The sequence below is a fragment of the Plasticicumulans acidivorans genome (assembly GCF_003182095.1).
Classification (GTDB): domain Bacteria; phylum Pseudomonadota; class Gammaproteobacteria; order Competibacterales; family Competibacteraceae; genus Plasticicumulans; species Plasticicumulans acidivorans.
This window is the reverse complement of record NZ_QGTJ01000017.1, coordinates 1-24,087: the sequence shown is the minus strand read 5'-3', so window position 1 is coordinate 24,087 and position 24,087 is coordinate 1. Positions and strand designations below refer to the sequence as shown.

At 54.6% G+C, this 24,087-nt stretch carries 21 protein-coding genes and 1 pseudogene; 8 read left to right on the top strand and 14 right to left on the bottom strand.

Features of this window, described 5'->3' with window-relative positions; genetic code table 11:
* Positions 1-20: 20 nt before the first annotated feature.
* The 3 genes from C7443_RS19085 to C7443_RS19075 all read right to left on the bottom strand — a co-directional run bounded on the left by C7443_RS19085 (position 21) and on the right by C7443_RS19075 (position 2,838).
* Complete coding sequence (locus C7443_RS19085) at positions 21-656, bottom strand: pyridoxamine 5'-phosphate oxidase family protein (RefSeq protein ID WP_110020552.1); 636 nt, start codon at positions 654-656, stop codon at positions 21-23.
* Between the two features lie 107 nt (positions 657-763).
* Positions 764-2,212, bottom strand: a complete 1,449-nt coding sequence (pdxR, locus tag C7443_RS19080; protein WP_246004725.1) for a MocR-like pyridoxine biosynthesis transcription factor PdxR — start codon at positions 2,210-2,212, stop codon at positions 764-766.
* Positions 2,209-2,838: a YdcF family protein gene (locus tag C7443_RS19075; protein WP_170123700.1), complete on the bottom strand. Its 630-nt coding sequence runs from the start codon at positions 2,836-2,838 to the stop codon at positions 2,209-2,211. The genes pdxR and C7443_RS19075 overlap by 4 nt, the downstream gene beginning before the upstream one ends.
* Positions 2,839-3,106: 268 nt before the next feature.
* Between C7443_RS19075 and C7443_RS19070 the strand changes: the two genes are divergently transcribed.
* From C7443_RS19070 to C7443_RS19035, 8 genes are all read left to right on the top strand, one after another.
* Positions 3,107-3,661: a class II aldolase/adducin family protein gene (locus tag C7443_RS19070; RefSeq protein WP_110020549.1), complete on the top strand. Its 555-nt coding sequence runs from the start codon at positions 3,107-3,109 to the stop codon at positions 3,659-3,661.
* A gap of 94 nt (positions 3,662-3,755) precedes the next feature.
* Entirely contained in the window at positions 3,756-4,574 is an 819-nt protein-coding gene (gene thiD, locus C7443_RS19065; protein ID WP_110020547.1) for a bifunctional hydroxymethylpyrimidine kinase/phosphomethylpyrimidine kinase, read from the top strand.
* Entirely contained in the window at positions 4,567-5,220 is a 654-nt protein-coding gene (gene thiE / locus C7443_RS19060; RefSeq protein ID WP_110020563.1) for a thiamine phosphate synthase, read from the top strand. Before thiD ends, thiE begins: the two co-directional genes overlap by 8 nt.
* A complete protein-coding gene (locus tag C7443_RS19055) occupies positions 5,217-6,404 on the top strand; it encodes a CaiB/BaiF CoA transferase family protein (protein ID WP_110020545.1) in 1,188 nt (395 codons plus the stop codon). Before thiE ends, C7443_RS19055 begins: the two co-directional genes overlap by 4 nt.
* Before the next feature lie 51 nt (positions 6,405-6,455).
* The gene (locus C7443_RS19050) at positions 6,456-9,314 is read left to right on the top strand and encodes a hybrid sensor histidine kinase/response regulator (RefSeq protein WP_110020544.1); all 2,859 of its coding nucleotides are present in this window, start codon (positions 6,456-6,458) and stop codon (positions 9,312-9,314) included.
* A 375-nt stretch (positions 9,315-9,689) separates the two neighbouring features.
* A complete protein-coding gene (locus tag C7443_RS19045) occupies positions 9,690-10,664 on the top strand; it encodes a response regulator (protein WP_170123699.1) in 975 nt (324 codons plus the stop codon).
* A gap of 117 nt (positions 10,665-10,781) precedes the next feature.
* Entirely contained in the window at positions 10,782-12,266 is a 1,485-nt protein-coding gene (locus tag C7443_RS19040; RefSeq protein WP_110020540.1) for a sigma-54-dependent transcriptional regulator, read from the top strand.
* A 59-nt stretch (positions 12,267-12,325) separates the two neighbouring features.
* A complete protein-coding gene (locus C7443_RS19035) occupies positions 12,326-13,294 on the top strand; it encodes a DHH family phosphoesterase (protein ID WP_110020538.1) in 969 nt (322 codons plus the stop codon).
* A gap of 162 nt (positions 13,295-13,456) precedes the next feature.
* On the opposite strand, the gene C7443_RS19030 is transcribed toward C7443_RS19035, so the two are convergent.
* From C7443_RS19030 to C7443_RS18980, 11 genes and pseudogenes are all read right to left on the bottom strand, one after another.
* On the bottom strand, positions 13,457-13,642 hold the full coding sequence (locus tag C7443_RS19030; RefSeq protein WP_110020536.1) for a hypothetical protein: 186 nt from the start codon (positions 13,640-13,642) through the stop codon (positions 13,457-13,459).
* Between the two features lie 174 nt (positions 13,643-13,816).
* Complete coding sequence (locus tag C7443_RS19025; RefSeq protein WP_110020534.1) at positions 13,817-14,842, bottom strand: phosphoribulokinase; 1,026 nt, start codon at positions 14,840-14,842, stop codon at positions 13,817-13,819.
* A gap of 137 nt (positions 14,843-14,979) precedes the next feature.
* Positions 14,980-16,386: an undecaprenyl-phosphate glucose phosphotransferase gene (locus tag C7443_RS19020; protein ID WP_110020532.1), complete on the bottom strand. Its 1,407-nt coding sequence runs from the start codon at positions 16,384-16,386 to the stop codon at positions 14,980-14,982.
* 593 nt (positions 16,387-16,979) lie between these two features.
* Complete coding sequence (locus tag C7443_RS19015) at positions 16,980-17,243, bottom strand: glycosyltransferase (protein WP_110020531.1); 264 nt, start codon at positions 17,241-17,243, stop codon at positions 16,980-16,982.
* Positions 17,240-17,689, bottom strand: a complete 450-nt coding sequence (locus C7443_RS19010; protein WP_110020529.1) for a glycosyltransferase family protein — start codon at positions 17,687-17,689, stop codon at positions 17,240-17,242. Before C7443_RS19010 ends, C7443_RS19015 begins: the two co-directional genes overlap by 4 nt.
* Positions 17,690-17,702: 13 nt before the next feature.
* Positions 17,703-18,701, bottom strand: coding sequence for a glycosyltransferase family 2 protein (locus C7443_RS19005; RefSeq protein WP_146213350.1), 999 nt, complete (start codon positions 18,699-18,701; stop codon positions 17,703-17,705).
* Between the two features lie 43 nt (positions 18,702-18,744).
* On the bottom strand, positions 18,745-19,794 hold the full coding sequence (locus C7443_RS19000; protein ID WP_170123698.1) for a glycoside hydrolase family 5 protein: 1,050 nt from the start codon (positions 19,792-19,794) through the stop codon (positions 18,745-18,747).
* A 196-nt stretch (positions 19,795-19,990) separates the two neighbouring features.
* On the bottom strand, positions 19,991-20,884 hold the full coding sequence (locus C7443_RS18995; RefSeq protein WP_170123697.1) for a sulfotransferase family protein: 894 nt from the start codon (positions 20,882-20,884) through the stop codon (positions 19,991-19,993).
* An 81-nt stretch (positions 20,885-20,965) separates the two neighbouring features.
* Positions 20,966-22,291: an O-antigen ligase family protein gene (locus C7443_RS18990; RefSeq protein ID WP_110020522.1), complete on the bottom strand. Its 1,326-nt coding sequence runs from the start codon at positions 22,289-22,291 to the stop codon at positions 20,966-20,968.
* On the bottom strand, positions 22,281-23,615 hold the full coding sequence (locus C7443_RS18985; protein WP_110020520.1) for an oligosaccharide flippase family protein: 1,335 nt from the start codon (positions 23,613-23,615) through the stop codon (positions 22,281-22,283). Before C7443_RS18985 ends, C7443_RS18990 begins: the two co-directional genes overlap by 11 nt.
* Before the next feature lie 295 nt (positions 23,616-23,910).
* Positions 23,911-24,087: pseudogene (locus C7443_RS18980) on the bottom strand (GDP-mannose 4,6-dehydratase); the annotation flags it as partial.

Sequence of the window (24,087 nt, the reverse complement as noted above, 5' to 3'; positions counted from 1 at the left end):
GGTTCCGTTTTCGGCCATGGCTAAAGCGGTGGCCGGCCGGGCAGCCCGGCGCTCTGCCGTGGATCGGGCTGCGCGGCAGCGGCGGTCAACGCCAGCGGAATGACGCCAGCCCACACCGGCCAGTCGAGATCGGCCTCGTCGTCTTTCGGCGGACCGCTGCGCAGCTTGGCCGAGACCTCGGCGAGCGGCAGGCGGAACACCGCCGTCGCCGCCAGCTCCTTGGCGGTGGCCGGGCGCACCAGCGCCGCGCGCCCCGGCACGATGCGCTCGATCAGCGCATCGAGCAGGCGGTTCTTGCTTTCGGCGTCTTCGACTTCTTCCGGCACCGCGAACAGCATCACCGAGCGGTAGTTGACCGAATGGTTGAAGCCCGAGCGGGCCAACACCCAGCCGTCGAGCAGGGTCACCGTCAGGCTGGCGCGCTGGCCGCTGCGCAGCGCGCGGGCAAAGCGCGTGGCCCTGGCCGCGTGCACCAGCACGTCTTCACCGACACGCCAGTAGGCGGTCGGGATCACCACCGGTGCGCCATCGATCAGCACGCCGACGTGGGCGACCGTACCGGCATCGAGAATGGCGTGGACCGTGGCCTGATCGTATTGGCCGCGCTCGGGCATACGCCGCAGACGGGTCTGCGCAGTGACGGGGTAATCGCTCATCGGGTTCACCTCGGGTTCGTCATCAGAAGCACCGAGCTTCGGGCAGCATTGGCCCCCATAAAAGAGCCATTCACGGCAACTTGACAGAACCAATGATCGACCGGCGTTCAGTCGATCAGCGCGGCCAGCTGCTGCACGGCGCTGTGCATCGCCTCCGGCGGCGTGGCGGCATAGCCGAACAACAGCCCCTCGCGCCGGCACGGCCCGATGTGGAACTCATCGAGCGCCTGCAGCGCGATGCCGGCCACCGCCGCCCGTGCCGACAGGTGCCGCGCCCGGCCGTGCTGCAGCCGGCCAAGCAGATGCAGGCCGGTATCGGCCGGCGTCAGTTCGATGGCGCCGGCGAGCTCGCGGCGGGCGGCCTCCAGCAGCGCCGCCTGACGTTCGGCATAGAGTCCGCGCATGCGGCGGATATGCGCGGCGAAATGGCCCTGGTCAATGAAGTCGGCAGTCACCGCCTGCAGCAGCGGCGGCGAGTGGTAGTCGAGCAGGCGGCGGGCAACGACGAAGGCCTCGACCAGCGCCGGCGGCACCACCAGCCAGGCCAGCCGCAAACCGGGGAACAGCGACTTGGCGAAGGTGCCCAGGTAGAGCACGCGCTGGCCGCCATCGAGCCCCTGCAGTGCCGCCAGCGGCCGGCCGGCGTAGCGAAATTCGCTGTCGTAGTCGTCCTCGACGATCCAGGCGCCGTCCTGCACGGCGCGTTCGAGCAGCGCCAGCCGCCGCGGCAGGCTCATCACCACCCCGCTCGGGAATTGGTGCGAGGGCGTCACGTAGATCAGCCGCGGCGGCGGATGCGTGGCAGCCTGCCAGTTCAGCCCCTCGGCATCGACCGCCACCGGTTCGACCCGCAGCCCCTGCCCGCGCCAGGCCTGGCACACGCTGCGATAACCCGGCTCTTCCAGCCAGGCGACGTCGCCGGAATCGGCCAGCACGCGCGCGATCAGATCGAGCCCCTGCTGCGTCGCCGCCAGCACGATGACCTGCTCCGGCGCACAGACCACCCCGCGCGCCGCGGTCAGATGGCGGGCGATGGCGATGCGCAAAGGCGCATGGCCCTGCGCCGCGGCATAGTCGAGCAGGCCGCGCTCGCGGCCCCGTGCGGCGAGCAGGCGCTGCCACAGCGCCAGCGGAAAGGCATCAGTCGCCGGAACACCGACGGCGAACGCCCGCGCCGGTGTCCCCCCGAGCGGCGGCCGCAGCGCCAGCAGCCGCGCGCCACGCTGCGACAGCGCCGCCGGCGCGGGTACGGCGGCGTCGACCCGGGCGGTGGCACCCAGCGGCCCCGGCAGTTCGCCGGCGACGAACGTGCCGCTGCCGACCCGCGCCTGCAGGTAGCCTTCGGCGGCGAGCTGCTCGAAGGCGGTGAGCACGGTATTGCGGGCAACGCCGAGTTCCGCGGCCAGCGTGCGCGTCGCCGGCAGCCGCGTGCCGGGAGCGAAACGGCCGCTGAGGATGGCCGCCCGGATATGCGCATACACCTGTCGATGCAGCGGCCCGCTCTGCGGCGTGCCGGCCGGCAGCGCCAGCAGCTCGCCGCGCAGGCGGCGGCTCACGACCAGCCGTCCTCGATTTCGTCGAAATCGATGAAATGGCGGCCGAACTTGTAGCGGGCGTAGTTGTAGGTCTCTCTCAGCAGCAGCTCAAACTGCGCGCCGAGGCTCTGAAAGCGCGAGGTCGGCGTCGGTGCCGGCCAGGCATCGATGCCGAGGTCGCGCGCCATGGTGATCGCCCGGCGCATATGCAGCGGATCGGAAACCACCAGCACGCGGCGCAGCGCGTAGCGGTCGAGCAGGATCTTGGCCTTCGACAGGTTGCCCCAGGTCGAATGCGATTCGCTTTCGGTGAGAATCGCCGCATCTGGAACGCCCTGGCGCAGCGCGTAGTTTTTGGCAACGCTCGCTTCGCTGCGGGTATCACCGCGACCGCGACCGCCGGTGAACACGATCATGCGCACGCGCCCGGCGCGATAAAGCGTGATCGCGTGGCGGATGCGCTCTTCGAACACCGGCGAGGGGCGCGTGTACCAGGCGGCGGCACCGAGCACCAGCGCCGCATCGGCCGGATCGTCGTCATGGTTGTCGGCAAACACGACGATGCGCGTCATCAGCCACAGCACCAGCAGCAGCGGCAGCAAACACAGCAGGCAGAGCAGGCGCAGCCAGCGGCGGCGCCCTTTCATGACGACGACACCTGCCGTGCGGCCACGTCGCCGGCAATGATCGGAAAACGGGGATAGCGCATCGCTACATGATACCCGGGCGACGAGGACTGCACGGTGACAGTGCAACGACAGCATGGCCCGGGCGCAGCAACAAAGGCCCCCGGTGCCGGCAAACTTTCGCCGCTCCGGCTTTTCCAGCACCATAGCGCCCCACTGCGACCGGCCGGCGGCGCGCCGCCGCGGCCCCATCCGCATTCCCGTCATTCGCCTCGCGGAAACTTTCCCGATGAACATCAAAGACGAACTGGTGCGCCACTATCACTGGCTGCGCGTCTATGGCCTCAACGATTCACACAGCGGCAATGCCTCGATCCTCGACGGCGATACCGTCTGGGTCACGCCGACCGGCTGCTGCGCCGACACGCTGACCAGTGGCGACCTGATTGCCTGCAGCGATGCGCAGATCGGCCGCGGCGCCTCCTTCGATGCCCGTCTGCACGTCGCGGTCTATGCCGCCAATCCGCGCATGCGTGCCATTCTGCACAGCCACGGGCCGTACACCGTGGCGATGACGATGGACAACGAAGAGTTCGTGCCCGCCGATTTCGAAGGCCAGTATCACTTCGGCCGCGTGCCGGTGATCACCATCCCCTTCGAAGCCTATAAAGAGACCGCCGCCGAGCGCGTTGCCGAGGTGCTGGCCGAGGTACCGATCGCCGTGGTCCGCGGTCACGGCGTGTTCGCCGCCGCCGAGACCGTCAACCTCGCCTACAAATGGACCTGCTCGCTCGAATTGTCGGCGAAGACGGCCTTCATCGCCCAGCAGGCCGGCAAGATCTGAGCACGGACGGCAGCTCGCCGGTTCCTGAACGATCGGTTATCGTGCCGCTACCACGGCCACCGCGCCGTCGGGCGCACACGCAGGAGGCCGCGTCATGAGCCAGAGCTATCCCGTTCCCGTCGTGATGACGCTGGCCGGCAACGACCCCAGCGGCGGCGCCGGGATTCAGGCCGACATCGAAGGCATCGCCAGCATGGGCTGCCACGCCGCGCCGGTGATTACCGCACTGACGGTGCAGGACAGCCGTGACGTCTACCAGCTGATTCCGCTCGATCCCGACCTGGTCTACGCCCAGGCGCGCGCGGTGCTCGCCGACATTCCGGTTGCGGCGTTCAAAGTCGGGCTGATCGGCTCGCCGGGCATCGCCGAAGTGCTCGAAGTGCTGTTCGAGGACTACCCGCACATTCCGGTGATCCTCGATCCGGTGCTCGCCGCCGGCGGCGGGCATGATTTCGACAGCGTGCACATGAGTGAAACCATCCGCACGCTGCTGCCGCACGTCACCGTGCTGACCCCGAACAGCGTCGAGGCGCGCCGCCTGGCACCGGAGGCCGACACCCTCGACGCCTGCGCGATGGCACTGCTGGCGCAGGACTGCGAGTACGTGCTGATCACCGGCACGCACGAAAACACACCGCGCGTCGTCAACACGCTCTACGCCAATCACCGCCTGCTTGAGTCCTACACCTGGGAGCGCCTGCCGCACAGCTATCACGGCTCCGGCTGCACGCTGGCGGCAGCGCTTGCCGGTCTGCTGGCACAGGGGCAGGAGGTGCTCTCGGCGATCTACCAGGCGCAGGAATACACCTGGGAGGCGCTGCGCGGCGGCTATCGCATCGGCGCCGGCCAGCACATGCCCAACCGCCTGTTCTGGGCCGACGATAACGAGCAGGGTGACGCCGACGATGACTGATGCCCCGCGGCTGCGTGGCCTGTACGCCATCACCGACAGCACGCTGATCGCCGATTCGGCGCTACTCGCCAGCGTCGAAGCAGCGATCGACGGCGGCGCACGCTGCATCCAGTACCGCGACAAGCGCCCCGACGCCGCGCTGCGCGAACATCTGGCACGCGCGCTCAATACCGCCTGCCAGGCTCGCGGCGTACCGCTGATCATCAATGATGACCTTGCTCTGGCCGCGCGCATCGGCGCCGCCGGCGTACACATCGGTCGTGAGGACGGCGCCCTGAGCGCGGCCCGCGCCACCCTCGGCGCGCGAGCGATCATCGGCGTGTCCTGTTACGACGAACTCGAACGCGCCCGCGCCGCGGTGGCCGGCGGCGCCGACTACATCGCCTTCGGCGCGGTCTATCCGACCGCCATCAAGCCGCAGGCCGTACGGGCCAGCCTTGAACTGCTGCGCGCTGCGCGCGCTGAATTCCGCTGCCCGATCGTTGCCATCGGCGGCATCCGTGCCGACAACGCCGCGCCGCTGCTCGCCGCCGGTGTCGACATGCTGGCCGTAATCAGCGCCGTGTTCGGCGAACCGGACGTACGCGCCGCCGCCGCGCGCTTCGCCGCGCTGTTCACGACGCCGACACCGGAGCACTGTCCATGAGCCAGCGCCTGCCCCCGCTGCACGGCATCCGTGTTCTCGACCTGACGCAGCTGCTGCCGGGACCGCTGGCCACGCAGCACCTCGGTGATCTCGGTGCCGACGTCATCAAGATCGAGGCCCCGGGTGGCGGTGATTACGGCCGCACGCTGGGGCCGATGGCCGGCGAGCTCAGCTACCTGTTCCTGCTCGCCAACCGCAACAAGCGCAGCCTGACACTCGACCTCAAGCAGGCCGCCGGACGCGAACTGTTCCTGCGCCTCGCAGCAACGGCCGACGTCATCGTCGAGGGCTTTCGACCCGGCGTCGTCGAGCGCCTCGGCATCGGCTATGCGCAGGTGCGCGAGATCAACCCGCGCATCGTTTACTGCGCCATCACCGGCTACGGTCAGGACGGGCCGTACCGCGACCGCGCCGGCCATGACCTCAATTACGTCGGCACCGCCGGCATCCTCGATCAGACCGGCGCGGCCGGCGGGCCGCCGGCGATCCCCTCGCTGCAGATCGGTGATCTGCTCGGCGGCACGCTCGGCGCCGTCACCGGCATCCTCGCCGCGCTGCTCGATGCCCGCCTGCGCGGCGAGGGCCGCTACGTCGATGTGGCGATGACCGACGTCGCTGCCGCCCACCACCTGTTCCCGCTGATGACGCTGCAGGCGGCGGGTGCCAGTGCGGCACGCGGGGCCGATTTCCTCACCGGCGGCCTGCCCTGCTACGGTGTCTACGCCTGCGCCGACGGCCGCTACATGGCGGTCGGTGCGCTGGAAGCAAAATTCTGGGCAGCCCTGTGTGCCACGCTGGAACGCCCCGATCTGCTGCCGGGCCACACCGCGACGGGGCACGCAGGCGAGCGTGTGCGGGCTGAACTGGCAGCGGTGTTCGCCAGTCAGCCGCAGCGCTACTGGAGTGAGCGCTTTGCCGCGGTCGACGCCTGCGTCACACCGGTGCTGGATGTCGCTGGCGCCCTTACCGACCCGCAGTTGCGCGCGCGCGGCGTCTTCGCAGCCTGCCCGCACCCGCAGGGCGGCGAGATCACCGTCACAGCGTTCCCCGTGCATTTCAGCGATTATGATTTCAAGATCAATCAGGTACCGCCACGCGACGGTGAACACAGCCAGGCCGTGCTGCGTGAGCTCGGACTGGACACCGCCGCCATTGCCGCCTTGCAGGAACAGCATGTCATCTGAAATCCACATGCCAGCCCGCTCCGCTGCCCTGCGCCCGCGCGCGGCCGCATCATGAAAGAGAAGGAACCGCGCTCGCTGACCGGCCGCCTGTTCGGTTTCCTCGGGTCTGGCGAACCGGCCACCGAGGAAACCGGCATCGGTGAGGCCAACCCGCGGCTCGATGCGGCAATCGTCGCCGCCGCCAGCGAGGCGATCCTCACACTCGACGCCGAAGGCGCCATCGTGCGCTTCAACCCGGCCGCCGAGCGCCTCTCCGCCTACACCGCGGATGAGCTGATCGGTCGCAACCTGCGCGTGCTGTTGCCGGCGCAGGAACTGCTGCGCCTCGGTGACGACCCGCTGCGCACACTGACCAGCGATGCCGCCGAGCAGGTGCGCGAACTCGACGTGCGCCGCAAGGACGGCTCACGCACCGCCGTCGAGCTGTCGGTCTGCGGCTTCGTGCACAACCGCCAGACCTATTACGCGGTGATCCTGCGCGATATTTCGGCGCGCAAGCGCGCGGCGGCGCAGCTGCACGAGAGCGAGGGGCTGAAGTCGGCGATGCTCGCTTCGGCGCTCGACGCGATCATCATGACCGACCAGGACGGCAGCATCCTCGAATTCAACCCGGCCGCCGAACACATGTTCGGTTACGCCCGTCAGGATGTGCTCGGCCAGCCGATGGCGCAGCATCTGATTCCGCCACGTCTGCGCGCCGAACATGAACGCGGCATGGCCCGCTACCTCGAATACGGCGAAAAACGCATCATCGGCCGCCGTGTCGAGGTGCAGGCGATGCGCGCCGACGGCAGCGAGTTCGCCGCCGAGATTGCCGTCAGCTCGACGATCAGCGGCGACGAGACGCTGTTCACCGCCTTCGTGCGCGACATCACCGAGCGGCGCGAGGCCGAAGAGGCGCTGCGCGTGGCCAGCGAGCAGGCCGAGGCGGCCAACCGCGCCAAATCGGAATTCCTGGCGACGATGAGCCACGAGATCCGCACGCCGATGAACGCCGTGCTCGGCACGCTGACGCTGCTGCTCGACACGCCGCTGTCCGAGGAGCAGCGCAACTTCGCCGAAACCGCCAGCGAGTCGGGCAAGGCACTGCTGACGATCATCAACGACATCCTCGACTTCTCGAAGATCGAGGCCGGCCGCCTCGATCTGGAAAGCACCGAGTTCGATCTGGTGCCGCTGGTCGAGGGCGTCGCCGAGCTGCTGGCTCCGCGCGCGCACGGTAAGCACATCGAGATTTCGACCTGGATCGAGAACGGCCTGCCGCAGCGACTGTCTGCCGACGCCGGCCGCCTGCGCCAGATCCTGCTCAATCTCGCCGGCAATGCCGTGAAGTTCACCCGCAAGGGCGGCGTGACGATGCACGTGATGCGCGACAGCACTGCGACCGCCGGGCACTTTCGCCTGCGCGTCGAGATTCAGGACACCGGCATCGGCATCCCGCGTGAAGCGCAACCGAAACTGTTCGAGAAATTCTCGCAGACCGATCCCTCGCATTCGCGCAAGTACGGCGGCACCGGTCTCGGCCTGGCTATCTCGCGACGACTGGTCGAGCTGATGGGCGGCGAGATCGGCTTCACCAGTACGCCGGGCCAGGGCTCGGTGTTCTGGTTCACGATCGAGTGCGCACTCGCCGGCGGCGATCCGGCGCAGGCGGCACTGGACCTCAAGGTGCTGGCCGGCATCCGGGTGCTGATCGTCGAGGACAACCCGGTGTCGCGCCGCACACGCGAGCTGGAACTGCAGGGCTGGGGGCTCAGAGTCAGCAGTGTCGCCAACGGCATGGCCGCACTCGACGCCCTGCGCGATGCGCGCACGGCCGGTGAACCGTTCGCGGTGGCGCTGATCGACCAGTGGCTGGCGGACATGCGCGGCGAGGAGCTCGGCCAGGCGATCCTGCGCGAGCCGGCGCTGGCCGACACGGCGCTGATCCTGATGGCGATCATGGGCTCGCCGTCGATCGCCCAGCGCGTGCGCCGCATGGGCTTCCACGCCTCGCTGACCAAGCCGGTGCGCCAGCAGAGTCTGTACCGCTGGCTATGCGCGGCGATCGGAGCCAGCGACGCCGAGGAAATCCGTCTGCGCGAGGAGCGCGAGCGCGAGGTGCGCCCGCCGTCGACGCCAACGCCAACGCCGGCCAAACGCAACGGCCGCATCCTGCTGGTCGAAGACAGTCAGGTGAACCAGACCGTCGCCATTGCCATGCTGAAAAAGGCCGGTTATCAGGTCGACGCCGTCGGTAATGGCATCGAGGCCGTGCACGCGGTACGCACGCTGCCCTACGACCTGGTGCTGATGGATCTGGCGATGCCGGAAATGGACGGTTTCGAGGCAACCGCCGAGATTCGCCATCTGTCGGGCGCCGAGCGCGATCTGCCGATCATTGCGATGACCGCCAATGCGCTGCCGGGCGACCGCGAACGCTGCCTGGCCGCTGGCATGGATGACTACCTGACGAAACCGATCGACCGCATGCAGATGCTGGCGACCCTCGATCGCTGGCTGGCACAAACGGCCGCCAGTGCCCCGGCAACGGAAGCCCCCCCCTCGACACCCGCCCCGACGGCGCTGGCGCCGGTCGTCGATCCTGCTGTGCTCGATCAGCTCGAAGCCGATACCGATCGTGAAGTACTCACACGCATCGTCAACCTGTTCGTTGATGAGGCTCGCGGGCGACTCGACGCCATCGATACCGCGCTCGCCAGTGAAGACTGGGTACGCCTGCAGCGCGAAGCGCACACCCTCAAAAGCAGTGCCGGCACCTTCGGTGCCAAACAGCTGCAATCGCATGCGCGCCGTCTCAACGATGCCTGTCGTGAAAATGACCGGGCCACCGCTCGCGAGCTGGCCCAAAGCATTCGCTCGATCGCCCGACCGGCACTCGACGAACTCGACCGCCTGTTCCCGCGCTGACCCTATTATCCAGCCGTGATGTGAGCGACTGTTTCGCCTCCGCTATGCTTGCGGGACGGCGGCTTACGTCAACCCATTGATGCGCCAGCGGGCACGGATTCAGAGCGTGATCGTGCGACGTGGTCTACGTCACACAGAGCGTCGCAAGTCCGTGCGCCGACACAGTCTTTTTCCCCCCATCAGGCGACGCTTGGCATATCGTTCTGTCCAACACATATCCGTCGCCCCGCACGCGGGCTGTGTGCGCCTCATTCGGTTCATGACCTCGGAAGCCATATGTTCAGCGCGATCGTTCCTCCACTCACGAATGGAAGCAGCCCTGAGGCCGCTGGAGACGAAACGCCCCCGTCTGCCCTGGTACGCAGCAAGCCACGGGTGCTCGTTCTCGATGATGACAGCAGCCAGCGTGAACTCATCCGCAGTTACCTGCAGGACGAGTTCGAGATTGTCACCTGTGCCAGCGCCGACGTTGCCCTCGGCGAACTGACACGCCGCCCGGTCGATCTGGTGCTCTGCGACATCTATATGCCGGGCACCGACGGTTTGTGCTTTCACCGCCAGCTCAGCGCACGCGGGGCACACGAACTGCTGCCGTTCATCTTCATGACCGGCGTCGAGGACGAAAAGCTGCAGGGCGTCGCCGTCAGCCTCGGCATCGATGACCTGTTGCTCAAACCGCTGCGCAAACGCGCGCTGCGCACTACGATTCACCGCGTCCTGGCGCGCCATCGTGTCGTGCGCGAGCGGCTCGCCGACGATCTCGCCACCCAGCTCGCCGATACCTTGCGCCCGCGCCTGCCACCGCGCCTCGGCAGCTTTGCCGTGACGCTGCATGCCATCGGGCATGACAATCTCGACATCGTCGTCCACCGCCGCGAACCATCGGGCGGCATGTTGCTGCTCGGGCGCATTCACAGCCGCGCAGCACACTCGGCTGCGGCGTTGCAGGCGGCCTATCTGGCCGGTCTCGCCGCGCAGCTGTCGCTGGGCGGTGATGCTGCAACGCTGGTCGAGATCCTACGCGCGCAACTGTGGTCGGATTGCGTGCTCGGCGGACAACAGATCGACCTGCTGCTAGCCTTGACCGGACGCGACGGCCGCCTCGATCTGGCCGGCAGCGGCGCCACCGGCTGGGCACGTGTCGGTGACGGCGACGGCAAGCTCAACGGGCTGCGCGAAACGCACGGCACCACCTTGCGGCCGGCACCCGGTGAACGCATCGTGCTGTGTCTGGCGGAGCCTGACGACACGGCCTTCGACCCCAGCCTGTCCTGTGAGCAGCTCGCCAATGAGCTGCTCGGCGCAGGCCGCAGCACGCTGGTGATACTCGAAGCGCTGGGCGGTGCCTGACTTTAAAGGTAATCGGGACACCCACCAGCAGTGGCGGTTCTCCTCGGCCTGCCGCTCGCATTAAAGTGTGCAGGAAACATCCGCGGACCCGCTCCGCCATCAGCCGAGGAATTGCCGATGTCAGCCAGGGCGGAGTCCCTCGTCGCGAATCAACAGCCCCGGGTCCTCATCGTCGAGGACAGCCGCTCAATGGCGGAAGTCTACGTGGGCTACCTGCGCCGCGAACCCTGCTGCGTCAGTGTCGCCGGAACGGGTGGCGAGGCCTTGGCGCTGATCGAGCAAGAAACGCCGAACGCGCTGCTGCTCGACCTCAATCTGCCGGACATGGACGGGCTTTCGATTCTTGAGTACATCGTCACGCATGCGCTGCCGATCTGCGTGGTCATCATCAGTGCCAACGATTCGATCACCAAAGTGGTCGATGCCATGCGCGCCGGCGCTTACGATTACCTCGTCAAAAATCAGTTCGATGCCGATCGTCTGCGACTGACCGTACGCAACGCTCTGGAGCACCAGCGCCTCGACAACCTCGTGGCCACACTGCGTGACGGCGCCCGCGAGCGCTATTGCGATTTCATCGGTGGCTCGCTGCCAATGCAGGCGGTCTACCACATCATCGACTGTGCAGCCCCCAGTCGTGCCACGGTATTCATCACCGGAGAAAGCGGCACCGGCAAGGAAATCTGCGCTGAGGCCATCCACCGTCGCAGCAAGCGCGCCACCGGGCCGTTCATCGCGCTGAACTGCGCCGCAATCCCCCGCGATCTGATGGAAAGCGAGATTTTTGGCCATGTCCGCGGCGCCTTCACCGGCGCGACCAGTGAGCGCCGTGGCGCTGCGGCACTGGCCGATGGCGGCACGCTATTCCTCGATGAAGTCTGCGAGATGAGCCCGGAGCTGCAGACCAAACTGCTGCGCTTCGTGCAGAGCGGCAGCTTCCAGGCCGTCGGTTCCGGCAGGCTGGAAAAAGTCGATGTGCGCTTCGTCTGCGCGACCAACCGCGATCCGCGCCACGAGGTCGAGGAAGGCCGTTTTCGCGAAGACCTTTTCTACCGCCTGCATGTCATCCCGCTGCACCTGCCACCGTTGCGTGATCGCGAGGACGACGTACTGGCGATCGCCCTGCATTTTCTGCGCGCCTATGCCCACGAGGAAGGCCGCGCCTTCCGCCACTTCGCCACGGACACCGAAGGTGTCCTGCTCGCATATGACTGGCCAGGCAATGTCCGCGAGCTGCAGAACGTCGTGCGCAACATCGTCGTTCTCAACGACGGTGAAATCGTGCTGCCGCGCATGCTGCCTGCACCGCTCAATCGACTCGCACCCACCACTGCTGTCCGCACCATACCCGGTAATGAAGATGCGAATCGCACATCGGCACATCTCGGCACAGTGGACGACATGCCCGCAAACGACACGCTGGCACACGATGCCTCAACCTGGCACATCCGCCCACTGGAGCTCGTCGAACGCGAATCGATCGAGGAAGCCATCGCCGCCTGTGACGGCAACATCCCGCGAGCAGCAGCACTGCTCGGCATCAGCGCCTCGACCATTTACCGTAAACGTCAGAGCTGGCTGGACGCCGAGCGCCCCCACTAAACGTACAGCCAGCCGGTTAAGATATGGGCTTTAAAGCCAACGCTGACAGGGAGTGCGGAATGCCCCAGTTTTTTGCCTACAACGGTGATGCCGACGGTTTATGTGCGCTGCAGCAGTTACGTCTCGCCGAGCGGCCTCAGGATGCCATCCTCATTACCGGCGTTAAACGTGACATCAAGCTGCTCAGCCGTATCAATGCCCAGCCAGGCGATGAAGTGACTGCCCTCGACGTCTCCCTCGACAGCAATCGCGAGGGCTTGTTGCGGCTGCTCGATACAGGCATTCCGGTACGTTACTTCGACCACCACCATGCCGGTGAACTGCCGACGCATGCACATTTCACGTCCTATATCGACACTTCGCCTCAAGTTTGCACCAGTCTGCTGGTCGACCGTTTCCTCGGCGGACGCTACCACGCCTGGGCGATTACCGCTGCGTTTGGCGACAGTCTGCCGAAAGTGGCACACGCGTTAGCGCAACAGGCTGGCTACAGTGCTGACACCATCGCTACGCTGGAGCGCCTTGGTATTTGCCTCAACTACAACGCCTACGGCGAATCCATCCCCGATCTACATTTCGATCCGGTGGAACTGGCTGCTGGCATGCTGCCCTACGCCGATCCGCTGGACTTTGCACGCGAGTCGGCTGTCTGTGCACAACTGTTCGCCGGCTACGAAGCCGACATGAGCCTTGCGCGTGAGCTGTCGCCACTACGCGAAGTTCCCGGAGCGCTTCTGTTGGTACTGCCTGACGCCGCATGGGCACGACGGGTCATCGGCGTGCTCGCCAATGAACTGATGCATGAGAAGCCCAGCAGCGCGATTGCCCTGCTGTCGCCCCGTGCCAACGGCAGTTACACCGTGAGTCTGCGCGTCCCCGCCAACAGCCGGGTCGCTGCCGATGAATTTTGCCTCCGCTTCCCGACTGGCGGTGGGCGCCGTACCGCAGCAGGCATCAACGAACTGCCTGCTGGCGAGCTAGACACCTTCGCTGCAAGTTTTGAAACACAGTTTGCTGACGCCGCCTAGTCCCCAAAGAGAATGACCCGATAAGATACCCTGCAACCTCTCGGCGTTAACCGGCCCGCACAGCTAACCAACTTAAGCGCGAAAAACAAACGGTCCCGCAACACAACCGCGGGACCGTTCACTCAATCTATATGCATGCGCAAACGAAGGACGCGCAGCCCCTCAACCTTGCATGGTCATGCATGCCATGCGTGCCTTACGAGCACGATATCCATGCCACAGCATGGCCACCTCACGCATGCTCAAAGCCCGCTCTGCGACCAGGCACTGCATAAACTGTGCTTCACTAAGCTCACCGCCAACACGCCGCTCAGCTTGGCGGACGACTTCCCGAATATCTTCGTGCATGTACTGATCCCCTCCTCTGCACGGCGCGCATGCTGACAGCGCTTTATTGCGTTGCCATGACTGCAGCACACCGCAGCGAAGCCTCATTGGCTTGCTACTTTTTTAGTTTAGTGTGCACCCATCATAACAAGCCTGCATCAGGCGAGAAAATCCCCGAAGCGACGTAGACGAGCCTCAGTTACGTGTCTGCAAGATATGAGCGATGTGCTCAAGAATTGGCCAAGTCACCAACAGCTGAGTGAAAGCGATCGCCGGCATCCTCTCATGCTTGAGCGCACCCGCCGTGCGCGCCTCGCCAACCTCGATCCCGGTAAAACGTTCGATTTGCCGCTGCAATACACTGACGACCCGGGGTGGCATCAAGCCATCGAGATGAATCGAATTCGCCTGTCTACCCCAATACGAACGAGGCACCACAGCCAGAGCGAAAGGCAATGGATCCTCACCCAGCATACGGGCAAGACTGAATGACAAGCGCAAAGGTGGCAATGGTGTGTGCGTAGGCTGAAAAATCAACTCAACATGGAAACAGCCATCCGGAGGAGTGTCCCAATACTCATCACTGGCCAGCAAACGCAACTTGCTCTTGTTGATTTTGATAACCACATTAGCATCGGTCTTCTGAAATTCGATCCAGCGGCGAAACTCCGCTTCACGGCGTCGAATCTCATCCGCCAAAGGCTGCACTGCGTGACCTCGATATTGAGTATCCCGGGCAATTTTCCAGCGCAGTTTGATCTCGCGGGCAGGATCGACAAACACCCGGTAATCAAGGAGTGGAGCAAACTCCGGATACAGCGCGTGCAAGCCCTCAAGCACGAGAATCGGTCTCGGCGCAAATGGTTTCGGACTCGTCAGCGTGCCACTCACATGGTCATAGCCTGGAATGTGCACGACCTCACCGCGCCGCAAAGCCTCAAGATGCTCACGCAGCAATGACAAGTGATTGGCATCCGGATCAAGCGGCGAGCGGCCACTACGTCTGCGTGTGGCCCGATCCTCTTTGTGATAGCCGTCCATCGGGATCATGCCAACGATGTCATCGCCGAGCATGCGTCTCAAACCATTGGTATAAGTTGTCTTACCAGCGCCACTATCACCCGCTACGCCAATGATTACTGGGCGTCCAGGCCGCTCAAGGAGTGCACGTAGCGTCTGGGCATGATGTCGCGAGGGGGATACAGGCAGCGGTGCGTTCACGTGCTATGACTCCCGGTTGATGACTCAAGACCTTGAGTGTGCGCACGTAAAGATGGCGGGATCAAGCATTGATCACTGCCACCGTAAACGTCGCTGCGCGAACATTCGCAAATAAAAGCACGACACTGCCTACCCCATCAATAAGCGTTTGGATTAACAAAACCTTTAAAAATCGTCATGAAAATAATTTTCAGATCAAACAATAGCGACCAATGCTCAATGTAATAAAGATCATACTCGACACGCTTCTCCATCTTCTCAAGCGTATCCGTTTCTCCACGAAACCCATTAACCTGCGCCCAACCTGTTATGCCCGGCTTGACTTTATGCCGGCGCATATAACGATCAACCAGATCCTTGTATTCCTCGTTATGAGCAACCGCATGTGGACGTGGTCCGACGATCGACATACTGCCATCAAGCACGTTGAAGAATTGAGGTAGTTCATCCAAGCTGGTACGACGCAGAAATGCACCGAACGGAGTGATTCGCGAATCGTTTTTCTTGGCTTGCGTCACTTTCCCCTCCCGCTCCTGGTGCACTTTCATACTGCGAAATTTCCAGACACGGAATACTCTACCGTCGTATCCCAACCGTTCCTGGCGGAAAAATACCGGGCCAGCTGAAGTCAGTTTGATCCCCAGCGCAACACAAATCATCAAAGGGCTAATCAGCAAAAGAATAATACTAGCGATAACACGGTCTTCAATTGCCTTGACAACCCGATTAACGCCTACCATAGGTGTCGATGATAGATTGATTACCGGAATACCAGCCACTTCACCCAGTGAATGATTCAGCAAACTAAACCCGAAGATATCCGGTACCATACGGATATCTGCCGTACAGTGTCGAAGCGAAACCAAAATCTGCCGCATACGTTCCTCTGCCCGAAATGGCAGAGTCAACCAAACTTGGTCTGTGTGTCCCGCCTCGACGAAAGCGGCCATATCTTCAAGATTGCCGAGCCTAGGAACACCGTAAATATCACCGACCCGCTCCTCCGAGCGATCCTCGAAGTACCCTACGACGATAAGTCCAGTCCAACGAGCTTCCTGCAATTGCTGGATCACTTGAAAACCAAGGTCACCAACAATGGCAACAACGACACGTCGGGTATTACGTCCGCCAGAACGCAAAAAGCGCAAAGAATGGCGCAAACTTGAGCGAAACGCTATAAAGAAAAGCAACCCAGCTCCGTACCAACTGATAAGCCAGCGCCTCGCAAACTCCTCATGTTGCTCAGTTAGCACCAACACCGCGGATAAGAGAATATAGGTCAATGTCCATGCCAAACCGAGAGTTCGCACTTCCGAGGCGATTGAGGTACCGCGCCACGCGCGATACACCTGCATCTGATCGAAAGCCATCAATGACAACAATACGCCAATAATTACCGCGCGGACGTAATTACTCGGTGGTTCCCACGTATCGAAATGCATCCAATAGGTGAGCAATGCCGCGCCAACAATCGCAAATAAATCGAATACCCGCATCAATAACCCAATCGCGACCGAGTGTTCGTAGAGGAATCCTTTTTTCATGCTGTTCTGCCGTGCAATAAAATTCCCTGATCAACCGTTACTTGCGTGTCATTTCACAGAATAAGCGATTGATAACCTTATAAGAGCCAGAAGCACGCCTCAAAAAACGACTTCCGTGAAGTAATAGTGTACTCTATCGAGATGTGATGTGTATCACACTATAGCCATCATTTTATGCACAATCACACAAACGTTTAAAACCAATACAATACCCGACTTCACAACACTCGCATTAAATTAACTTATGCACAGTTCCATAACTTACAATTCGACCAAACATTATTGATCCACAAAAACATGATAATTATTAACGAACCTCAAATCATTTATTAGATTGAAATATTTTTAGCCACACGCCAAAATCAATCCTTGAAATTACAAGTTCACAAAATCCCGGATAAAGGAAATCAGTCTCTCTCTATCTTTACTAACAAAACAATAATTAATTTTATTATAGTTAGACAATTCGTCCAAAATCTTCACAAGCTGACTTTCATCATAAGCAACAACGATATTAGCCTTTTCTGACAAATGACGTGCCGTATCTACTTGGTGATCATTGCGATGTTCAGCATTTTTAAAAAGCCGCGGCATCACAACAATTTTTTTTCTAATTCTATAGCGGTAATAATTGTTCCCATACCAGCGTGAGATACGACGACATCAGCATCTTTCACAAAATTAAAAAACATTGACTGCTCTATTGTTTCAAAAAAATTAATATTTTTTGGTCTTCTTGCCCCTTTTCCAATTTGAGCAATTACAGAGACATCGCTTTTCCCAACCACCCAATTATCAAGAGCACAAATCAGCCGATCAAAATGACCTTGCGTTCCAACTGTAGCAAATATTTTCATAAAATACTGCCTTTAAATAAAACACCAGTTCTCTCTGCAACATGAGCCCATTGCGTTAAAACAACGTCTGCAATACCACGAACCATTTCCCCTGATTTAGAAAGCACCTCAGCATTAGCAATGCTATCAATCCAAAGCACTTTACATTTTAAAATTTTTTTACCGAACAAAGCAGCGAAATAACCAGGCGCTGCTCCAGTAGAAATGACAAAGTCTGGGCGCTCTTTCAAAACAATAAATAGAATCTGAATAGCTAAAACAGCGGCTTTAACTTTTGTAGTAAGATTTGCGTCTTGCACAAAATATGTTTTTGCATCTCCCATTCTATTACCGCCATACACAGTGACATACACAACATTATGACTCTCAAAAGCTTTATTTATTTTGCTTAACTGAATCCAATGTCCGCCACCAGACGAAACAGCTAATATTTTTTTTCTCTTCATTTAAGCCACTCCATTAAAAAAGCGATGGGTATTTAAAAAAAAGACCATCAACTATTCCTTTCATAGCATATGCTAAATTTTTAGGCTCCTTTATAAGCTTAAATGTATTCACCAACGGCAAAAACATCAAAACAGAAACCAGTACACTATAACTATAAAAACGCCTTGTGAAAATTATAGACGATCTGTTTAAATAATAATGATAAAGATAACTGCGTCCTTTAGTGCTTACAGCACCTTTATGGTACACAATACTGCCGGGAGCGACAGATATATGCCATCCATTTTTTTTAGCCCTTAGCTGCCAATCCAGCTCTTCCGCATACATAAAATAAAATTCATCCATCAAGCCTACAGTTTCTAACACTCTTTTTTTCACCAACAAGCTAGCCCCCATTAAATAATCAGGAGTAGCAGCGGCAACAGTAGATAAATATGATACTTTCTCCCCTTTTAAATACAATTTACGCTTACCAATCCATTTATAAATATTCCCACCACCAAAACATTGAATCACGTCATGGTGATAATAATCACACAAAACAGAACCAACAAACCCAACACTATTGCTACCGCAAAAAACTTTTAACAATTCAGGAAGAGAATTATGGTTTATCCTTGCATCATTATTTAACATCCAAAAATAATCAAATTTTTTTATTTTCATGCCTACTGATAAGCCACGATTATTACCCCCAGCAAATCCATAATTCTCATGAGCTTTAACTAAGATAAAACAGCAACTATTCACCGCATTAATTTCATTTACAGCACGACCAAAATCATTTTCATCCACACAAAAAAACAACGCACCAGAGTTAACTGCCAAAAGACTCAAGTGCTCCTTAATTTCATGCAATGAGTTGTCACTAGAAAAATTATCTATAACAATAATAGAAAGCCCACTATACGCGCCGACTACATTTTCTATGCATTCTATAGTCTCTAAATATGCATTCCAATTCAAAATTACAGCGCATGTCTTATCTAAATAAGCACTAATATCACTCATAATCAGCAACCTGTCTCAATAAAAAATACACTTAAATACGCTATTACTTCTTGTCCAGTTCACGAATCAAAAACTTCCATCTTTCAGGTGGAAAAGAATCTTTATCAGATAACTCAGCATTCCACTCCGGAGCCAACCTAAACGAATGATATATCCAACCCCATTTGTATTCATTAAATATGTCAATTAAATCAAAAACATATTTATCTGCAGCAGATTCACCATATCGAGATGCACTAAACTCTGTGACCAATACATTAACATTATTTTTGCGAGAAAACACTTCAACTTCTGCCAAATATTCTTTTAGAATTTTTTTGTCATAAAAATGTCCATTTATCCATCCTGGATACAACACCCCCACCGCTCGCCCACGAACGCCTTGATGCGTAAAAAGGATTGGCGCATACATATGTATACCTAATATTATTTTATTAGCATCCGGTAATTTCAAATACTTCACACCATTAACTCTATCCATACGTTTAAAAATAGATACTCTTCCAGCCGCTGGTTCAACAATAATATATTTATCTTTTGTAACTGAACGTATTGTTGATATAATTTTCCCAACCAGCTCATTCCAACTACCAGGGCCTTGCTCAAGGGTTAAATCTTCAACTGTGGGTTCATTAAATATATCAAAAGCAAAAATTGTCGACTCCTCTTTATATCTATTTGCAAGATAGGCCCATATATTTAAAACAATTTTATGAAATTTATAATTTTTCCAAATTTCATCATCTGCCCTAGTAAAAGACACTTCCTTAGTTCCTGGAAATGTATGAGGATCAAGGATAATCCGAATATTATTTTTTTTACATAACTCAACTATTCTATCAATATTACTAACTGCGTCATCGTCAATTGAGTACGGATATTGCTTAAAAGCAACTGGCTTCTTGCTTAAATTTAATCGAATAAATTTTACTCCCTGAGACTTCAAAAACTCTATATCGCCTGATGTAACAAAGGCCCCAACATTAAACCCTTTAACAACAGGAATATTGTTCTTTTCATTTGCTAATGTCACTCCAAAAAAGCCTAAGTTAAAAAAAACAAAAATAATAAAAAAAATATTTTTTGCTGACACTACTTTAAACCTGCTATGTGAAAACATATTATTACACTCAAAACATCAACTGTCATTCAAATTCACCCATTAACTCACTTAATCATTAAGCAGTTTTTCATTTTTTTGACAAAGAGCATTAATAATCACATTTTCTTTTTCGGCTCTGTCAATCGATATAGCCACAAAGAAGATCCGCATGAATTTAAGCCATTAATCAAAAATAAAAATTTGTCATTTTTTTTATCCTTTTTTTCTCTTCGTAAAAAATTTCATTTAGCTTTTCTTTTGTTTTCTCATTAACAACGGGCTTTCCACCTTTATTTAATGAAATGATAAATCTTCTAACCGGAGCACCTATTCTTGATGGGATAAACCGTCTTAATGTACTAGTAAACAAGTTTGGTTTCACAAAAATGGATGCCATAATTTTTGACTTCGGCATACCTGAAACATTAAATGTTTGTTCAAGTGCAAACTCGAAACTATCGTTGATATTAATAAAATTCGCAACCCTACTCAAAACGTCCCTAGTATTTATCTTGAATTCATCAGATGAAATAAACATCACATTTTCGGCACCAAAAATTTTTAAAAAAACTTCAGCGTTATTAGTTAAAAATGAACTTTTTTTATACCACCAAAAATCTGCCCAATTCATTTTATACCTCTCGGATTCAGCCTCTAACGCCTCTTCCAACAAAAGAGTTTCTCTACCTGATGCACATAAGTGTGTATATTGTGAAATAATTTTTTCTACTGGGTCACGCAGGAGAATAATGATTTTCACTTTCCCTAATGATTTAAATATTCTTTCAGCCGTATCCGAATGGATTAAATATGACGGCGAAATATCTCCTCTAGCCGAAAAATTCTCAGCTCCTCTGAAATGCCGTTCATAGTCAATCCACGATTTACATACTTCTCTTGCAATAAAAGCATCACCTGGACCACCGGTATAAAAGCATATTTCTTCGTGAGAAAAAAAGTGTAACTCTTTTTTTTCAGGAAGAAACACATCTGGATGCTGCTTTAGATAATAGTATAGCGATGTAGTTCCTGCTTTAGGGGCGCCAACAACTATAAAATTAGGCGCCCAGTTTTTTTCCACTCGCATGTTCCACATATTCAAAACCCCTTAATCAAGGTCCGTCAGAAAAAACCCGTTCGATAGACACAAGTATGGCAGCTGCTATTGTCGCACAACATTTTTGTTCATTAAATGCAATACACACAAACCAGCAACAACAAAAATAATTGAATAGTTCGTGAAAATCGATAAAAAGAAAAATGTAACGAAGACAGCGGATATACTTAAAAACAAAGCTTTTCCATACATGTAACGCTCCACACTAATTTCCGATAGCATAGACTTATAAATCTTAACTATTAACCAAAGCCAAAACAATAAAAACAAAATTGCCGAAAAAACACCGGATTCTATTGCAATAGATAATATTCTATTGTCAACAACCTCATGATAAACAGAATAAGAGCTGTGCCCTTGATCGCTGAAGTCTTTAACTACTTTTCCTGCATTTCCTAAACCATACCCAACGATCGGGTTTTCAACAATTGCGGAAATACCATTTATTAACTGCCCTGTTCTTTCCGAGCTAGAAAATAATCCTCCTTGAACATCCGCCCCTAATTCATACTCCCCAAACTCGTCCTCCCCACCGCCAAATACAAAAAACATAAAAACAGAGATAACCATAAATACTTTAAGTACATTAATTAGCATTCTCATTGATTTATCAAAGCTTTTTTCTATATCAAGCCATTTCCACATAAAAACCTGCATAAGAATAATCAATGTTCCAATCCTTGAAAAAGTCAAAAAAACCACTCCGATACTAAAAAATAAAAAGGCCATTTTAAATAAACTCGATCTATTTCTGACATAGAAAAAACTTAACGGGAAAATACACACTACGTATTGCATCAATGTCAATGTATTTTCAAACGGCCCTTTTACTCTCAACAAGCCACCACGCAATTTTTCTACAGTTGCGCCAATAGCAGATTTACTTTCACTTGATGCGAACTGAGAAAATAAATTATATTGCAAAGCCCATTCAAGCCAAGAAAACAACAAAACCAATAGATAAGAATAAAAAATTACTTTTATGATTCTATTTTTAGCATTATCACTACTTACGGCGGAATAGACAGTAATCAAAAAAATAAAATAAACAGTGAATATTTCATTTATTGATAAAAAAACAGAAAGAGTATCAGACACATAAAAGCCAACGAATAATCTCCAAAAAACGTACCCACTAATAAGTATAAAAAACATCCTCACATTCTTTACAGAAAAAACAAACTCAATTTTGCCTCTAACTTTTGGAGAATACAGCATAAACAAAAACACTAAGACAACAAAAAAACAGGTTATTCTTTGAGGGTTAACCCCAAGATTACTCAAGATACGATAATCAATATAAAATGGCCACACAGATGTAAGGAATATAAAAAATAAAAGTAAGCTGCTCACTAGCCAGTTATTTTTCATTATTCTTCTTTCCTATGTTTTTAATATAAAGAGGTGCTGTTATTACACCGTATTTTTTAAAAGCATAAATGCTGAGGTATATGTTTTGTCCTGCAATAACAATTGCTAAAGAAACCGCAATGCCAAGCACCCCATACCAATACCCCATCAATAATGAACAAACAAAAAATACAGTCGCAGACAAAACCATAACATTTCTTACTATTGTTTCAGCCCCGATCATAAAAAGATAGGAAGACGAAAACCCTGTAGCAAAATTAACAAATTGACCACATGAAATTATTATTAACAGCAAAGAGCCGTCAGAAAAATCTTTTCCAAACATCCCCATAATTGATTTAGAAAAAATCACTATAATTAAAAAAACAGGCATGCTCACAAAAGATAAAACCAAGGAAGCTCTATTAGCAAATTTGTTTGCTTTTTCTATATTTCCAGACGCAAACAAGGCTGCTAGTTTTGGTGCCATTATTGTTTCTGCAGATAAATATACAAAACTTGTCAACAATGCAGTTCTTAAAGCAACTGAAAATACTGCTGTGTCAACAGGTGACGTCAGCATTCCCGCCAACACAGCAGGAGCAGAGTTTAATAATGCCTGTGATACAGAAATGAAGAATGCTTTTTTGGCTGGATTTAAAATTTCATAACCTGCAACTTTATTCAAATAACGCAGCCGAAATCGACCTACACCAACAATATAAACATACTTAAACAACCCATACCCTACTGCACATAAAGACGCAAAAAAATAAGACCATAAAGCACCCACTACGCCGAAAATTGGCACAGAAAAAAACATAAAAAACAGCGCAAATGCAGGGGTCAAAAAGCTTAAAACTAAAGATGAGTTTGTTATGCTTCGCACGCCTCGAAGAAAACTAGAAGAAATATTGACAAACGACAATGCCATCATAATTAAAGAACAACAAACAGCATAGACGTACTTCTTGCTTTCATTAAAAATAAGTGACAAAAATTGATCGCTAAATAAATTAATAACGAGAATAAAAAAAACACAAATTATAAAAACCATGGTTAATGACTTGATTGACACACATGCAATGCTTTCTTTGTCATTCTTGTAAGAATAAGAAGCGACTAGCTTTATTATCGTTGTATCTAGCCCACACCTCGCGAAAGTTGACAAAAACAATGCTGTATTAAGGCATATAAAATATATTCCTGCGTCCCCAGCACCTAAACTTCTAGCCAAATAAACGTTAAGAAAAAAGGCTAACGCCGCAGAAACAGCTTTAATAAAAAGAGCGGTGCTTCCTTTTTTCAAAAATTCTTTAAGATCTTCATCAAACTTTAATTTCATGGCATTACTCACAAATTTTTTATTGCCACACAAAAAATATATTCACTTTACCGAATTCAACAACACAAAGTTATGTTTGCTGCATACAACACCAAAACCATCAGCTATTTGGACAGCTGCTAGCACAAACAAAGTACCAACACATTCAATTATGGCAATCAAAAGAATCAACGTAATCACCTACGCAATAGATATAATTATTAAAAAAACAGTGCTTCTCGTTAATTTATAGCAGCTAACAATACAAGGCAGATACAAAAACCATCTACTTTATGTCCATATTATTTTGTTGTGTTTATCTTAAAATCAGATACCAATCGACGGTTTTAACGATACCGGTATCGAAGGTCTCCTGCGGTCCCCAGCTCAGGCGTTCGCGCATCTTGCGGGCGTCGATGGCGTAGCGCCAGTCATGCCCGGGGCGGTCGGTGACGAAGCTGATCAGGCGCTCGTGCGGGGCGCTCTGCGGGCG